The sequence below is a fragment of the Pseudomonas sp. TH31 genome, assembly GCF_016650815.1.
Lineage (GTDB): Bacteria > Pseudomonadota > Gammaproteobacteria > Pseudomonadales > Pseudomonadaceae > Aquipseudomonas.
In genome coordinates, this window is the sequence record NZ_JAEKEZ010000035.1 from 51,015 (window position 1) to 65,038 (window position 14,024).

Sequence of the window (14,024 nt, forward strand, 5' to 3'; positions counted from 1 at the left end):
AAGGGTAACACCGCGACTTCCGGCAGAAAGGCGGTGCAATATATGGAAACAGATCGATCAAGGCGTGACGGCAGCCCCCTGCCTGGCGTCCCGATACTGTTGGTTTTGAAAAGCCGACCATGCACCCGCAGAGGTGCGCTCCCGAAAACCTGCCTTGACCCGTGAGAACGCTATGGAACCCGGAAACGCCCAACTGTCGATGACGGTATTGATGACCCCCGACATGGCCAACTTCTCTGGCAATGTCCACGGCGGCACCCTGCTCAAATACCTCGACGAAGTGGCCTACGCCTGCGCCAGCCGTTATGCCGGCCGCTACGTGGTGACCCTGTCGGTGGATCAGGTGATTTTCCGCGAGCCGATCCATGTCGGCGAGTTGGTGACATTCCTGGCATCGGTCAACTACACCGGCAACACCTCGATGGAGGTGGGCATCAAGGTGGTGACCGAGAACATCCGCGAACGCTCGGTGCGCCACACCAATAGCTGTTTCTTTACCATGGTCGCGGTGGATGACCAGCGCAAACCGGCCGTCGTCCCGCCGCTGCAACCGCAGAACAGCGAAGACAAGCGCCGCTTCATGCAGGCCCAGCAGCGCCGACAGATTCGCCAGGAGCTGGAAAAGCGTTATCAGGAAATCAAGGGCGACGCTTAAAGCAAAAGATCGCAGCCTGCGGCAGCTCCTACGGAGTACGCATTGCCCTGTAGGAGCTGCCGCAGGCTGCGATCTTTTCCGCCGCGCTTGCGTTACAAACTGATCGGCGTCGCCTCAAACCGCACTCGCGGATGGGCGATCCGGTCCTGCGCCCGTACCAGCTCCAGCTCATAGCTGGCGCACGCCTGAGTTTCCAGCAGCACCTCATGCACCGCTGCTGCGGTGAACTCGAACGCCGCCACCAGGCTGTCGCCCAGCAGCACGCGAGCCAGGAACAGCCCGGACGTCAGGTCGCCCACGCCCACCGGCTGCCGCGGGAACGCCAACAATGGCCGACGCAGGTGCCAACTCCCTTCAGCCGTCACCAGCAGCATCTCGAAAACCTCCTCCGGTTTGCCGGGATAGTCCAGATGCTTGACCAGCACAGCCTTCGGCCCACGCGCCAACAGCGCCCTGGCCATGGCCAGGCAATCGAACAACGACTGCGGCTTGCGCCCCGAGAAGCTGTCCAGCTCCAGCTGATTCGGGCACATGAAGTCGGCTACGGCCGCCGCTTCCTCCAGCAGGAAGTCACTGACCTCGACCGGCACGCTGCAGCCCTTCTCCGGGTGCCCCATCACCGGATCGCACAGATACAGCGCCTTGGGGTTGATCGACTTGATCCGCGCCACGCCCGTAAGGATCGCCCGGCCCTGAGCCGCACTGCCGAGGTAGCCCGACAAAACGGCATCGCAGTTGCCCAGCTCACCAATCGCCGCGATGCCTTCCACCAGTTCGGGAATCTGATGCGGCGGCAGTATTTCACCCGCCCACTGCCCGTATTGCGTGTGGTTGGAGAACTGCACGGTATTGAGCGGCCAGACATTCACCCCGACCCGCTGCATCGGGAAAACCGCGGCGCTGTTGCCAGCATGGCCGAACACCACGTGGGACTGGATGGCGAGCAGATGGGGCGTACGTTTCATGCGGTGAGTTTTCCGTAAAACGAATGAAATTCGAGCCGCGCAGTATGCGACTAAACACAGCCTGTACGACAGACCAGCGACGCAGTTAAGCTGGCACTATCTTGTTGGAGCACCCTGTTGATGCTGACCCTCGGAAATATCTTCGTGCTGATGCTGCTCGCCACCGGCGGCGCCTGGCTGTGGCACAACCACGGCTTGCGCGAACGTGCGCTGGAGCGGGTCAAACAGCATTGCGCCAAACTCCAGATCGAACTGCTGGACGGCAACGTGGCGTTGAGAAAAATCGGTTTTATCAAAGATGCGAACGGACGTCGACGCTTGGCGCGTGTGTATAACTTTGAATTCACCGTAACCGGCGAGACCCGTCATAACGGGACCATTACCCAATTCGGCGCCCACAGCGCGCAGATCGAACTGGCGCCCTACCCGATGCCGTTTGACGACACCCCGGCGGTGGTTGATGTGGTGAGGCCTCGCGCGGAAGTCATTGAGCTGAGCCAATGGCGGCAGGAACACACGAAGTGGCGGCCATAGATCAAAAGATCGCCGCCTTCGGCAGCTCCTACATTTGAAAAGCGATCCCCTGTAGGAGCTGCCGAAGGCGGCGATCTTTAGATCTTCAACCCATCCGACAGTCGGCCAAACTTCTTTGCAGCGATTCAACATCTTGAGGCTCACTGAAGATCAGCTCAATCCGCGAATCCTGACGCCATTCGCTCGGCTGCCAATCCAGCACCGAGTTATCCACCGCATTCGCTGAAACCCAACCATCGACGCTGTGGATAACCAGCTTCGCCCGCCGCCAGGCAAGGCTTTCAAGCCAGTTGCCAACAAGTGCGGCATCGAATGTCTGGCTTGGATGCCAACGCCAGCCAATGCTCCAGCCACCCTCCTGCACCTGACTCAAGCAAATCGGCAGCGCGGCATCGCTCCAGATAGCCGGCATTTGCGCCAATCCCTTGGGGACGATGAAGTTATCCACACCTGCGAAAGCCCGACTCCCAAGCCCCGGTAACTCGCTCAACGGCATGACCGCTTGCTGCGTCCAGAACATCGGACGATCCGGCAACTGCGCCACAATCCGCTGACGATCATCCTCTTCAAGGCCTTCTGACTTGTTCAGCAGCAACAAACCCGCGCTGTTCAACGCCTCCTGTTGCGCCGCCGGCAGCGGTTTCCCGGCGGCGAGCGCCTGGGCGTCAAGCACCAGAACACACGGCTGGACCACCAGCACGCCTTGCCAAGGCGACTCGCTCAATTGCCGGAGCAACTGAGCTGGATGCCCCAACCCCGAGGGTTCGATAAACAACCGATCCGGCCGCGCCTTGCGCAACAACCGGCCGAGGCCGATCTGAAACGGCGCGCCATTCACGCAACACAAACAACCCCCGGCCACTTCACCCAGTGCGATACCATCGGCGTCCTGGGTCAGCAGCGCGGCGTCGAGGCCGATCTGGCCGAACTCATTGATCAGCACCGCCCAGCGCTCGTTCGCCGGGCGCTGCGCCAGCAGGTGCTTGATCAGGCTGGTCTTGCCGGCGCCCAAGGGACCGGCAATGACGTGAGTGGGGATGTTCTGCAACATGGTCGAAGTTTTCTGAGGAGGTAAGGGATGCGGTTGATGGGATTGTCGTTGTTGCTGGCGCTGATATCGGGCGAGGTGTTGGCCCAGGCGTGCGTGGTACATAGCACGGCGGAACGGCTCGACGTGAAAGTCTGCCAACAGAACCGCAACATCCCGGAAAAACTCTTCGCCGATGGTTTTTGCCAGCCGAACCTTCCCGGGCAAAAAGTCGACGTGCAGTACGTCGCCCAATGTCCCAGCGGCGCCTTCGGCGTGTGCAGCAATGCCCAAGTCGCCAATATGCCCTACCGCCAGGATATTCACTATTACGGCGTGGCCACCGATGCGGCGTATTTGAAGCCGTTTTGCGAGGCACAGAGCCAGGGAAACTGGCTAAAACCCTGAGCCACTAGCTCAGCCAGTCGAGCGTCAGGATTAACCGGCGCTCACCCAACGCCAGTTGTGGCGAGCGGTGGATCAGGCCGAAGCCTTCATTACCATGCCACTTCTCCCCTTTGAACAGCGCCACGTCACCACTGCTGACTTGCTGGATCGACGACTGGGGTTCTGCCTCGGGTTTGCCCAGTTTCCGGCGATCCATCGCCCCTTCTTTCAGCCATTGGCTGCCAATGCCTGCATACGTGGTGATCAGCCGTACCGGCACATGGTCAACGTGAAAGCGTGGGCACATGGCAGTGTCCAGCACGCGCAAACGCAGGCCGATGCGCCTGGCGCCGAGCAAACAGGCAAAAGCGCTGACCAGCCAGGAGACGTCGGCAATGAAGCCTTCGTAGCCTTCAAGATCGCGGAAGCTTGAGGCCAGTCCGTTGAGGTTGGGCTCGGCGTCTTCGTTAGCGATTTCCAGGGACAGCGACTCCGCCAGCGGTTCGTTCAGGGACAGAAGTAAACTGGCGAAATCCGCGATGTGTAACGGGAGTTGGCGCTGCCAGACGGCGAGATTGGCGTCGTCGTGGAGAATGTTGGCCAGGACTTTTGGGGTTGTTCCGTGATGCTGACGTATTGGCCGTACGGACGCCTTCGCGAGCAGGCTCGCTCCCACAGGGTTGAGTACGAGCATCAGGCAGCCTCTTCGTGCCAGGGGCCGAATGGGTCCGCCAACTGGCGCCAGCCTTCAATGCCTTGGGCCATTTCATCGTCGGTGAGCAGGCAGCTATCGAGTTCGCCAGTGAGTTGCGCGAAGTCGATGTTCTGGCCAATGAACACCAGTTCCTGACGGCAATCGCCAGTGGTCGCAGTCCAGTTCTCCATGATCCCGGCGGTACTTTCTTCGTCCTGCGGCCATTGGGTTTTTGGCACAAAACGCCACCAGCGTCCGGCGAAACCGTGGCGCATCAAGCCACCGGCCTGGGACCAACTCCCGGCGTCCATGTGCTTGCTGGCCAGCCAGAAAAAGCCTTTGGAGCGCAGCAGCTTGCCATTCACCCAAGGGCGGTCGATAAAGCTGAAAAACCGTTGTGGGTGGAACGGACGACGCGCGCGATAGGCCGTCGAAGCGATGCCGTACTCTTCAGTTTCCGGCACGTGTTCGCCGCGCAACTCCTGCAACCAGCCCGGAGCCTGGGCGGCTTTTTCGAAGTCAAAGCGTCCGGTATTGAGGATTGTGTTCAAAGGGATTTCTCCCATGACCATCGGGATGATTTGCGCTTGGGAGTTGAGCCGTTCAAGGATCGCAATCAATTCCTGGCGCGCGCTGCTGCTGATCAAATCGATCTTGCTGATCACAATCACGTCGGCGAATTCGATCTGCTCGATCAGCAGGTCGGTGATCGAGCGCTCATCCTCCTCGCCCAGGGTTTCGCCACGGGACGCCAGGCTCTCGGCAGCCTGGTAATCGAGCAGGAAGTTCATGCCGTCGACCACGGTGACCATGGTGTCGAGCCGGGCGATGTCGGCCAGGCTTTGGCCTTCTTCGTCGCGGAAGGTAAAGGTTTCCGCCACCGGCAGTGGTTCGGAAATGCCGGTAGATTCGATCAACAGGTAATCAAAACGACCGTCCTTGGCGAGCTTGCTGACTTCTTCCAGCAAATCTTCGCGCAAGGTGCAGCAGATGCAGCCGTTGCTCATTTCCACGAGTTTCTCTTCGGCACGGTTCAGGCTGACGTCGCGCTGAACTTCGCTGCCATCGATGTTGATCTCGCTCATATCGTTGACGATCACGGCGACCCGCAGGTTTTCGCGGTTACGTAGTACGTAATTAAGCAACGTACTCTTGCCGGCGCCGAGAAAGCCCGACAGGACGGTCACGGGGAGACGATTGGGCATCAGGTATTCCTCACAGGATGTGGCCGGTCAAATCGCCCGTTGATGGCGTTCGCGCAGCTCTTCACGTTCTTTGGCTTCGATACACAGGGTGGCGGTGGGCCGCAGCAGCAAGCGCTTGAGGCCGATCGGCTCGCCGGTTTCGCGACACCAGCCGTATTCACCGCGGGCCAGGTGTTCGAGGGCTTCGTCAATCTTGTCCAGGAGCTTCTTTTCCCGCTCCAGCAGGCGCAGTTGCCATTGGCGCCGTTCTTCGGTGCTGCCGACGTCGGCGGGATCGCTGCCAGGTTCCTGTTCGCGCAACATGTCGAACTCTCCGGCAATGCGCGCTTGCAGCTCGCAGCGTTGAGCAAGCAACAAGTCACGGAAGAAACCTTGCTGGGCGTCGTTCATGTAATCGGCGGCGGGTTGGGCCAGGAGGTCTTGTTCAGTCATGGGAGGATCACAAGGGCGGGGCGTATTTCAATGTTATAGTATAACAACACAAATAAACCACTCCCCTCTTGTTCGCCACGACAAAGGGCACGATGCTTGAGCCCGTTCGGTCCTTGAGAAATGCCATGGGAAACGCCCTGAAGTGTGCGCTGCTGAGTCTTTCGCTATTGATCACCGTCGAGGCCCGGGGACAAATCCCGAGCCTGGCCACGTGCACCCGCAGCGCCAATCTGCTCGCGTGTGTCGACCATGACGGCAACGCATACAGCGTCAACACTGTCGGCAGCACGATCTATCTGCGCGGTTTTGAAGTGACTGGCAAACGCTATTGGGCGCAGACCAGCAGTCGCTACGGACAACTGACGTTTTTACCGGCCTCGCCTCCGATGGCGAAGCCTGGGTCGGCTACACCCGCCGTGTGGGCTGGACCACCATCAACCGGTTTTCCAGCTCCGGCGGCAGCAGCGGCAAATTCACCTGTAGCCGGATTACCGGCTGCTAGACCTGGGCTTTTTTCTGCTCCTGCTGCCAGGCGACATAGCTGTTGAGCGGCGGATTCTTCTGGAAATAGCGCTGTAGGCCTTCGAACAAACCGTCAGCCACGGCCTGCTGATGCCGCGCGGTGACCAGCCGCTGACTGTCGCGGGCGTTGGAGATGAAGCCGGTTTCCACCAGGATCGACGGCACGTCCGGCGACTTCAGTACCGCGAATCCGGCCTGTTCCACGCGCTTCTGATGCAGGGTGGTGATGCCCGCCAGGCTGCCGAGCACGGTGCTGCCCAGCTGCAAACTGGCGGCAATGGTCGCGTTCATCGACATGTCGAGAATCACCCCGGCGAGCATCGGGTCCTTGTCCTTGAGATTGAGCAGGCTGGTGGCGCCCAACAGGTCCGCGCCGTTCTCGCGCTGCGCCATAAATCTTGCCGTGGCCGAGGTCGCGCCACCTTCAGACAGGCAATACACCGACGCGCCGGACGCTGTGAGTCGTGGCGCGGCATCGGCATGCACCGAGATGAACATGTCGGCGTTGTGCTTGCGGGCAATCTCCACGCGTTTGCGCAGCGGGACGAAGAAGTCATCGTTGCGCACCAGTTTCACGTCGTAGCCCTTCTCGCGTTTCAATCGCTTGGCCAACAACTGTGCAATCGACAGCACCACGTCTTTTTCCCGCTCACCTTTGGCGCCGACCGCGCCTGGGTCTTTGCCACCGTGGCCGGGGTCGACCACCACGATGATGTCGCGCTTGGGGTGAGCCTTGTCGATGATCGGCTTACGCATCGGCGCAGCTGCAATCTGTAATGGCGCAGCGGTTTTAAGGTCGAGCACCAATCGATGGCCCTGCCCGTCCTGGGGCGGCAGCAGAAAACTGTTGAGCTGCACCGTCCCGCTGAGATCGAGGACGATTCGTGTATCACCCTGACCGTAGTGACCGGAACGAATGGAACGGATCACCGTGTTGTTCAGCGCCAACTGACTGAAATCACCGCTGAGGTTGGCGCCACTCAAATCGATGATCAGCCGCTCGGGGGCGCTCAGGGAAAAAGTCTTGTACTGCACCGGTCCGCTCAGATCGAACACCAATCGCAGCTTGTCATCCGAACGCCAGAGCCGCGCGTTGCGAATCTGCGTGGCCGAAACACTAAAGGGCAACGCGAAGGCCGCGCTGGCCAGAATCAAGTTGAGCAAGTGACGTCTGTGCATGGTGAAAGCCCGCTCGCGAAAAAGGCATCGTCGATTTAGATGTAATAATATAACATGCCAAATCAACTCCCACGATGGACCTGCTCATGAATGCGCTGACTCTGCCGGATATCGCCGCGCAGGCCTCACGCCAAGCCCTGCCACTGGAGTGGGTGGGCATGTGCGGCATTGCTCTTCCTGTTTTATTTGATGGCCAACAGCTGAGCGCAAAGGCTGATGCCGGTGTGAGTCTCGACGATGGTGAGGCGCGCGGCATTCATATGTCGCGACTCTATCTCGCGTTGGAAATGCTTGAACAGGAAAGCCTGACGCCGGAGTTACTGCGCAGAGTTTTGCAGCGCTTTCTCGACAGTCATGAAGGATTGTCCTCAAACGCTTACCTGAAAATTCACACCGATTTATTGCTCAAAAGACCGGCACTAATCAGTCCTTTGGCCGGCTGGAAAACCTATCCAGCGAGCATCGAAGCGCGATTGAAAAACGATATGTTCCACGTGGAACTAAAAATAGACGTTCCTTATTCCTCTACGTGTCCGTGTTCAGCAGCGTTGTCGCGCCAACTCATCCAACAGCAATTCCTTGATGATTTCGCCAATGCACCACTGCAACACGCCGATGTCATGGCCTGGCTCGGCTCCACAAAAGGCATCGTCGCAACACCGCACAGCCAACGCAGCACCGCGCATTTGCAGCTGCACCTGGACGACTATCTCGATGACTTTCCATTAATCGCCGTCATCAACGACGCCGAAGCCGCCCTCGGCACCGCCGTGCAAACCGCCGTGAAACGTGCCGACGAACAAGCCTTCGCCTTGGCCAATGGTCAAAACCTGATGTTCTGCGAAGACGCCGCGCGACGCTTGAACCTGGCCCTGAAACGCTCCCCTGGCATCAATGGATTCCACGTCCGAGTCGTACACGCCGAAAGCCTCCACGCCCACGACGCCGTTGCCGAAAGTCGCTGGAACTGGGAGGCAGCCGCATGATCCGCTGCCAATCCCTACGCTGGGGCGCTCCCGGCCAACCACTCACACCCGCCGTAGATTTCGAACTGCCCGAGGGTAGCCTGACCGCCGTAATCGGCGCCAACGGCTCGGGTAAAAGCAGCTTGCTGAAAGTCATCGCCGGACTGCAAAAACCACTGGCCGGCAAAACCGTGCTGGATGTTCCACGCAAGGGCGGCCTCTCGTTCCTGCCCCAGCAACAACACCTGGACCGGCAATTCCCCATCAGTTTGCAAGAGTTGGTGGCCGCCGGTTTCTGGGGCAGCAAGCAATCGCCAGACGTGCGCAGCCAACGCCTGAAAAACACCCTTGAAGATTGGTGTTTGACAGGCCTGGAGAATCGCCCGCTGATGGCACTCTCCGGCGGCGAGTTGCAGCGCGCCCTGCTCGCCCGATTGAGCCTGGCTCAAGCCCCCTTGCTACTGCTCGACGAACCGCACGCCGCCCTCGATGAACTCGGCCAGGAACTGCTCTGGAAACACATCCACACGTGGCACGCCAACGGTCGAACCCTGGTCGTCGTGTGCCACGACCTGGCCGCAGTTCGCCAACACATCCCGCAAACCCTGCTGATCAAAAACACCGGCTGCACGCTCGGACCGAGCACCGACCTGATTCGCCAACAACCCCAAACGCAGGTGGCCTGATGATCGCGGCCGCACACCTTTGGCAACCGTTCCAAGAGTTCGTGTTCATGCGCCGGGCTTTACTCGGCGGTCTGGTTTTGGCGTGCAGTACTGCGCCACTTGGGGTGTTTCTGATTCTGCGCCGCATGAGCCTGATCGGCGATGCGGTCGCTCACGGCATCTTGCCCGGCGCCGCGCTGGGCTTCTGGTTCGCCGGCCTGAGTCTTCCAGCGCTGACCATTGGCGGCCTCGGCGCCGGTCTGAGCATGGCCGGGCTCGCGGCGTGGATCACCCGCCGTACCGGCCTGCGCGAAGACGCCAGCCTCGCCGCGATCTACCCGATCTCCCTGGCCAGCGGTGTACTGATCCTCGGCATCGCCGGAAAACGTCTGGACCTCTTGCACCTGCTGTTCGGCTCGGCATTGGCAGTCGATGGGCCGACATTGACCGGCATGCTCTGGGTCTCCGGCTTCAGCCTGATCGCCATGGCCCTGATCTATAAACCGCTGTTGCTGGACACCCTTGATCCGCTGTTCCTGCAAACCGTCAGCCGTCTCGGGCCACTCGCCCACGGGGTGTTTTTGACCCTGGTGGTGCTGAACCTGGTGATCGGATTCCAGGCCATCGGCGCGCTGATGGTGGTCGGTTTGATGATGTTGCCGGCCGCCGCTTCACGCTTCTGGAGCCGCCGTTTGCCGGCGCTCATAGCAATCGCCGCCGTGCTCGGCTGCCTCTCGGTGTGGTTCGGTTTGCTGCTGTCGTTCTATTACTCGCTGCCTAGCGGCCCGGCCATTGTGCTGGTGGCTGGTGGTTTGTATCTGCTGTCCGTGGTGTTCGGTCCGGTGCACGGCTTGCTGCGCCGCCCGCCTTTGCTCACATCCCAATGAGGTGTTTCCCGATGCGCGCTTTACTCGTGCTGTTCAGTTTGATGCTGTCGATGTCGCTGTCTGCAGCTGAAAAACTGCAGGTGGTCACCAGTTTCAGCATCCTTGCCGACATGACCCATCAGGTCGGCGGAGATCATATCCAGATCACCAACATGGTCGGCCCGGACGCCGATGCCCACACCTACGAGCCGACCCCGGACGATGCCAAGGCCTTGCTCAAAGCCAGGCTCATCATCAAGAACGGCCTTGGTTTCGAGCCGTGGCTGGATCGCCTGGTGACCAGCACCGAAACCAAAGCACCGGTGATCAGCGCCAGCCACGGTGTAATTCCTCGCTCGCTGGATGAAGACGGCGAAACCATTCCCGACCCACACGCCTGGCACAACCTGGCAAACACCGAGTTGTATATCGCCAACATCACCAAGGCACTGATTGCCGCCGACCCGGCGAACAAAGCCGACTACCAGCGCAACAGCCAGGCTTACCTGAAACAGATCTACGCCCTGCTCGCCGAAGCCAAAGCCAAGCTCGGTTCGCTGCCCCCAGGTAACCGCAAGATCGTCACCTCCCACGACGCGTTCGGTTATCTCGGTCAGGCCTACGGCATCGACTTCATGGCCCCTCAAGGCCTGTCCACCGAGCGCGAACCTTCCGCTGCGGAAGTGGCGGCACTGATCACCCAGATTCGCCAGGCCAAGGTCAAAGCGGTGTTCATGGAAAACATCAAGGACGCTCGCTTGCTGAAGCAAATCGCCGATGAAAGCGGCGCACATATCGGTGGCACGTTGTACTCCGATGCACTCGCGGCAAGCGGACCGGCCAGCACTTTCGCCGGGCTCTTCGAATACAACCTCAACACGCTGTACGACGCGTTGAGCAAGCCATGATCCGAAAGAATCCCTCAGGTGATCTGCCAGTGATTGCGCAGACCGCGTACGTGGATAAAACCGCGATTATCTGCGGCAAAGTGGTGATCGGCGAGAACGTCTTCGTTGGTCCCTACGCGGTGATTCGCGCCGACGAAGTCGATGCCTCGGGCGAAATGGAGCCGATCACCATCGGCGCCAACTCGAACATCCAGGACGGCGTGGTGATCCATTCCAAGTCCGGCGCAGCGGTGACCATCGGCGAGTTCAGCTCAATCGCCCACCGCTCCATCGTTCATGGCCCGTGCACCGTCGGCAACCGGGTGTTCATCGGTTTCAACAGCGTGTTGTTCAACTGCGTAGTCGGGAATGGCTGCGTGGTGCGGCACAACTCGGTAGTCGACGGCCGGGACTTGCCCGATGCCTTCTACGTGCCGTCCACTACGCGTATCGGCCCCGGCACCGACCTGTCGCAGTTCCCGCCGGTGAGCGTCAGTGCCTCGGAGTTTTCCGAAGACGTGGCGCGCACCAACGTCGATCTGGTGCGCGGCTACAAAGCACTGCAGAACGAGTTCTGACCATGAACAGCGTGCTGATTCGCAATGCCCGGTTGGTGAACGAAGGTCGCGCGTTTGACGGCGACCTGTTGGTGAGCCATGGCCGCATCGTCAAGATCGCCAGCAGCATCGAAGGCGAAACGGCGAGCGTGGAAATCGATGCGCAAGGTCAATGGCTGCTGCCGGGGATGATCGACGACCAGGTGCACTTTCGTGATCCTGGGGCGCCGGACAAGGGTAGCTTTTACACCGAATCCAGGGCCGCCGTGGCCGGTGGCATCACCAGCTTCATGGACATGCCGAACACCCATCCGGCCACCCTTACCGTCGAAGCACTCGCCGATAAAAAGCGCCGTGCAGCACTCAATTCGGTGGCCAACTACGGCTTTCATTTCGGTGTGAGCAACGACAACCTCGACACCGTTGCCGCACTCAATCCTTGCGAAGTCGCCGGGGTGAAAGTGTTCATGGGCGCATCCACCGGCCACATGCTGGTGGACGATCCGCGGATTCTTGAGCGGTTGTTCGCCGAGGTGCCGACAATCCTACTGGCCCATTGCGAACACACACCGAGTATCGACGCCAATGCCGCGACGCTGCGAGCGCAGTACGGCGAAGACATTTCTGCCGAAGCCCACCCACTGATCCGCAATGCCGAAGCCTGCTTTCGTTCCTCCTCAATGGCCGTGGACCTGGCCAGGCGTCATGGCACTCGGCTGCATGTTTTGCACCTGACCACTGCACGCGAACTGGCGTTGTTCGAAGACAAGCCACTGGCGCAGAAACGCATCACTGGCGAAGTCTGTCTGCATCATTTGCTGTTCGATGACCGCGACTACCCGCGTCTGGGCAACCTGATCAAGTGCAACCCGGCGATCAAATCCCAGGCCGACCGCGACGCATTGCGCCAAGCCCTGCTGAGCAACCGACTGGATGTCATCGGCAGCGATCATGCGCCCCATACATGGGCCGAAAAGCAGCGGACTTACAGCCTGGCGCCGTCAGGCCTGCCACTGGTGCAACACGCCCTGCCCGCGCTGTTGGAATTGGTCGCTGATGAAGTGCTGCCTATCGCCACCCTCGTGGCCAAGATCAGTCACCGGGTCGCCGATCTGTTTGCCATTCCCGACCGTGGTTACCTGCGCGAAGGCTATTGGGCGGATCTGGTGCTGATCAAACCCGAGCCCGACGGCGTCGACGTGTCACAACAACCGATCCTTTCTCAATGCGGCTGGACGCCCTTCGCCCACCACCGTTTTCGCCACAGCGTCAGCACTACCTTGGTGTCGGGGCAAATCGCCTGGCACGCCAATCGTCTACATGACAGCTGTCAGGGACTACCCCTGCGCTTCATGCGCTAACGCCACTGCCGAGAACACCCACCATGATCCACATCACCCTGCCCGACGGCTCATTGCGTGAATACGATCAGCCACTGTCCGTGTTCGAAGTGGCGGCGAGTATCGGGCTCGCGCTGGCCAACGCAGCGGTGGCCGGTCGGGTGGATGGCGTGTTGGTGGATTGCGGATACATGATTAGCGGCGATGCCCGCGTCAGCATTGTCACGCCTCGGGAACCTGATGGGCTGGAGATCGTTCGCCGCTCCTGTGCACTGGTGCTGGCGATGGCCGTCAAACAACTCCATCCAAATGTCCTGCTGCTGACGGGCTCGGCATTGGGCGACGGGTTCTTCTATGAGTTTGCGATGGAGCGGACGTTATCGTTGGACGACCTGCCAGAGATAGAAATGCGGATGCGCATACTCGCGGCGACCAACCATTCCATCCGCAGGCAGTTGTCATCAACCGAAAGACTGTCGGTGTATCGCCTGGGAGACGCCGAATACCTGTCCCGAGGTCCCCACGTTCCAGCCACCAAAGTGCTGCAAGCCTTCGCCCTTGATCATGTTGGCGGCAACTCGCCGCAACGGATTTACGGGACCTGCTGGTCCAGCCAACAGGAGCTGGACCATTGGCGAGCGCCCCCTCACGTGATGGTGGTGAACATCGATGAACGCCAGATCGGTTACACCCAATCGGTGACCGAGCAATTGCGCCGCAGTGGGGTGCGCGCTCATGCGGATCTGCGCAACGAAAAGATCGGCTACAAGATTCGCCTGCACAGTGAGCGGAACGTGCCGTATCTGTTGGTCGTCGGTGAGAAGGAAAAGGACGGTGGGTTTGTCAGTGTGCGCAGTGGCAGCGGGGAAGATTTTGGGCGAATGCGGATTGATGAGGTGTGTGGGTTTTTACACCCGAAAGATTGTGGGGTTTGACCTGACGCCATCGCGGGCAAGCCTTGCTCCTATGGGTATCACCGCCCGTAGGAGCAAAGCTTGCTCGCGATTGCTTTAAGCTCTCGGCTTCACAGTCCACAATAGAACGAAAGCTCGCATGTGCGCAAGCGCGCGCGTGGCGGCAATGATGATGATGGCGTTGCGTTGCAATCCGATGGTGCGGCTTGGAAGGACGCGGCGCTGGCGCC

Annotated in this window: 16 protein-coding genes and 1 pseudogene; 11 read left to right on the top strand and 6 right to left on the bottom strand. The window is 60.1% G+C overall.

Annotated elements, in window-relative coordinates; translation table 11 throughout:
* Positions 1–172: 172 nt before the first annotated feature.
* The gene (locus JFV26_RS30195) at positions 173–655 is read left to right on the top strand and encodes an acyl-CoA thioesterase (protein ID WP_034149366.1); all 483 of its coding nucleotides are present in this window, start codon (positions 173–175) and stop codon (positions 653–655) included.
* Positions 656–747: 92 nt separating this feature from the next.
* Here JFV26_RS30195 and pdxY read toward each other — a convergent pair whose 3' ends face one another.
* Positions 748–1,620, bottom strand: a complete 873-nt coding sequence (pdxY, locus tag JFV26_RS30200) for a pyridoxal kinase PdxY (RefSeq protein ID WP_201190628.1) — start codon at positions 1,618–1,620, stop codon at positions 748–750.
* A 120-nt stretch (positions 1,621–1,740) separates the two neighbouring features.
* Between pdxY and JFV26_RS30205 the strand changes: the two genes are divergently transcribed.
* Complete coding sequence (locus JFV26_RS30205) at positions 1,741–2,154, top strand: DUF3301 domain-containing protein (protein ID WP_201197281.1); 414 nt, start codon at positions 1,741–1,743, stop codon at positions 2,152–2,154.
* Positions 2,155–2,239: 85 nt separating this feature from the next.
* Here the strand turns inward: JFV26_RS30205 and JFV26_RS30210 are convergent, their stop codons facing one another.
* Positions 2,240–3,205, bottom strand: a complete 966-nt coding sequence (locus JFV26_RS30210) for a CobW family GTP-binding protein (protein WP_201190630.1) — start codon at positions 3,203–3,205, stop codon at positions 2,240–2,242.
* A 27-nt stretch (positions 3,206–3,232) separates the two neighbouring features.
* Between JFV26_RS30210 and JFV26_RS30215 the strand changes: the two genes are divergently transcribed.
* Complete coding sequence (locus tag JFV26_RS30215; protein WP_201190632.1) at positions 3,233–3,589, top strand: NADH:ubiquinone oxidoreductase; 357 nt, start codon at positions 3,233–3,235, stop codon at positions 3,587–3,589.
* Positions 3,590–3,593: 4 nt separating this feature from the next.
* On the opposite strand, the gene JFV26_RS30220 is transcribed toward JFV26_RS30215, so the two are convergent.
* Genes JFV26_RS30220 through dksA form a run of 3 tightly spaced genes read right to left on the bottom strand, consistent with a single transcriptional unit; the run spans position 3,594 to position 5,899 of the window.
* Positions 3,594–4,262 (bottom strand): DUF1826 domain-containing protein, encoded by a 669-nt coding sequence (locus JFV26_RS30220; protein WP_201190634.1) that lies wholly within the window; start codon positions 4,260–4,262, stop codon positions 3,594–3,596.
* Positions 4,262–5,467, bottom strand: a complete 1,206-nt coding sequence (gene zigA / locus JFV26_RS30225; RefSeq protein WP_201190635.1) for a zinc metallochaperone GTPase ZigA — start codon at positions 5,465–5,467, stop codon at positions 4,262–4,264. Before zigA ends, JFV26_RS30220 begins: the two co-directional genes overlap by 1 nt.
* A 27-nt stretch (positions 5,468–5,494) precedes the next feature.
* Entirely contained in the window at positions 5,495–5,899 is a 405-nt protein-coding gene (gene dksA / locus JFV26_RS30230) for an RNA polymerase-binding protein DksA (protein WP_201190637.1), read from the bottom strand.
* Positions 5,900–6,024: 125 nt separating this feature from the next.
* On the opposite strand from dksA, the pseudogene JFV26_RS30235 reads away from it, so the two are divergent.
* Positions 6,025–6,401: pseudogene (locus tag JFV26_RS30235) on the top strand (glutamine synthetase).
* Here the strand turns inward: JFV26_RS30235 and JFV26_RS30240 are convergent.
* Positions 6,398–7,600: an N-acetylmuramoyl-L-alanine amidase gene (locus JFV26_RS30240; RefSeq protein ID WP_201190642.1), complete on the bottom strand. Its 1,203-nt coding sequence runs from the start codon at positions 7,598–7,600 to the stop codon at positions 6,398–6,400. The pseudogene JFV26_RS30235 and the gene JFV26_RS30240 overlap by 4 nt on opposite strands.
* Before the next feature lie 86 nt (positions 7,601–7,686).
* Between JFV26_RS30240 and folE2 the strand changes: the two genes are divergently transcribed.
* The 7 genes from folE2 to JFV26_RS30275 are packed head-to-tail and all read left to right on the top strand — an operon-like array spanning position 7,687 to position 13,815.
* Positions 7,687–8,586: a GTP cyclohydrolase FolE2 gene (folE2, locus tag JFV26_RS30245; protein WP_201190644.1), complete on the top strand. Its 900-nt coding sequence runs from the start codon at positions 7,687–7,689 to the stop codon at positions 8,584–8,586.
* Positions 8,583–9,251, top strand: a complete 669-nt coding sequence (locus JFV26_RS30250) for a metal ABC transporter ATP-binding protein (protein WP_201190646.1) — start codon at positions 8,583–8,585, stop codon at positions 9,249–9,251. The genes folE2 and JFV26_RS30250 overlap by 4 nt, the downstream gene beginning before the upstream one ends.
* Entirely contained in the window at positions 9,251–10,117 is an 867-nt protein-coding gene (locus JFV26_RS30255) for a metal ABC transporter permease (protein WP_201190648.1), read from the top strand. Before JFV26_RS30250 ends, JFV26_RS30255 begins: the two co-directional genes overlap by 1 nt.
* 11 nt (positions 10,118–10,128) lie before the next feature.
* A complete protein-coding gene (locus JFV26_RS30260; RefSeq protein WP_201190650.1) occupies positions 10,129–11,004 on the top strand; it encodes a metal ABC transporter substrate-binding protein in 876 nt (291 codons plus the stop codon).
* Complete coding sequence (locus tag JFV26_RS30265) at positions 11,001–11,561, top strand: gamma carbonic anhydrase family protein (RefSeq protein WP_201190651.1); 561 nt, start codon at positions 11,001–11,003, stop codon at positions 11,559–11,561. Before JFV26_RS30260 ends, JFV26_RS30265 begins: the two co-directional genes overlap by 4 nt.
* Positions 11,562–11,563: 2 nt before the next feature.
* Complete coding sequence (locus JFV26_RS30270) at positions 11,564–12,901, top strand: dihydroorotase (protein WP_201190653.1); 1,338 nt, start codon at positions 11,564–11,566, stop codon at positions 12,899–12,901.
* Positions 12,902–12,924: 23 nt separating this feature from the next.
* Positions 12,925–13,815 (top strand): His/Gly/Thr/Pro-type tRNA ligase C-terminal domain-containing protein, encoded by an 891-nt coding sequence (locus JFV26_RS30275; protein WP_201190655.1) that lies wholly within the window; start codon positions 12,925–12,927, stop codon positions 13,813–13,815.
* Positions 13,816–14,024: the final 209 nt, after the last annotated feature.

Excerpts from the sequence above, each read along its gene's own strand:
- JFV26_RS30240 (WP_201190642.1), bottom strand. The coding sequence starts at position 7,600 with ATGCACAGACGTCACTTGCTCAACTTGATTCTGGCCAGCGCGGCCTTC.
- JFV26_RS30250 (WP_201190646.1), top strand. The coding sequence starts at position 8,583 with ATGATCCGCTGCCAATCCCTACGCTGGGGCGCTCCCGGCCAACCACTC.
- JFV26_RS30195 (WP_034149366.1), top strand. The coding sequence starts at position 173 with ATGGAACCCGGAAACGCCCAACTGTCGATGACGGTATTGATGACCCCC.
- JFV26_RS30265 (WP_201190651.1), top strand. The coding sequence starts at position 11,001 with ATGATCCGAAAGAATCCCTCAGGTGATCTGCCAGTGATTGCGCAGACC.
- folE2 (WP_201190644.1), top strand. The coding sequence starts at position 7,687 with ATGAATGCGCTGACTCTGCCGGATATCGCCGCGCAGGCCTCACGCCAA.
- zigA (WP_201190635.1), bottom strand. The coding sequence starts at position 5,467 with ATGCCCAATCGTCTCCCCGTGACCGTCCTGTCGGGCTTTCTCGGCGCC.
- JFV26_RS30255 (WP_201190648.1), top strand. The coding sequence starts at position 9,251 with ATGATCGCGGCCGCACACCTTTGGCAACCGTTCCAAGAGTTCGTGTTC.
- JFV26_RS30275 (WP_201190655.1), top strand. The coding sequence starts at position 12,925 with ATGATCCACATCACCCTGCCCGACGGCTCATTGCGTGAATACGATCAG.
- JFV26_RS30260 (WP_201190650.1), top strand. The coding sequence starts at position 10,129 with ATGCGCGCTTTACTCGTGCTGTTCAGTTTGATGCTGTCGATGTCGCTG.
- JFV26_RS30205 (WP_201197281.1), top strand. The coding sequence starts at position 1,741 with ATGCTGACCCTCGGAAATATCTTCGTGCTGATGCTGCTCGCCACCGGC.
- JFV26_RS30220 (WP_201190634.1), bottom strand. The coding sequence starts at position 4,262 with ATGCTCGTACTCAACCCTGTGGGAGCGAGCCTGCTCGCGAAGGCGTCC.
- JFV26_RS30270 (WP_201190653.1), top strand. The coding sequence starts at position 11,564 with ATGAACAGCGTGCTGATTCGCAATGCCCGGTTGGTGAACGAAGGTCGC.
- JFV26_RS30210 (WP_201190630.1), bottom strand. The coding sequence starts at position 3,205 with ATGTTGCAGAACATCCCCACTCACGTCATTGCCGGTCCCTTGGGCGCC.
- dksA (WP_201190637.1), bottom strand. The coding sequence starts at position 5,899 with ATGACTGAACAAGACCTCCTGGCCCAACCCGCCGCCGATTACATGAAC.
- pdxY (WP_201190628.1), bottom strand. The coding sequence starts at position 1,620 with ATGAAACGTACGCCCCATCTGCTCGCCATCCAGTCCCACGTGGTGTTC.
- JFV26_RS30215 (WP_201190632.1), top strand. The coding sequence starts at position 3,233 with ATGCGGTTGATGGGATTGTCGTTGTTGCTGGCGCTGATATCGGGCGAG.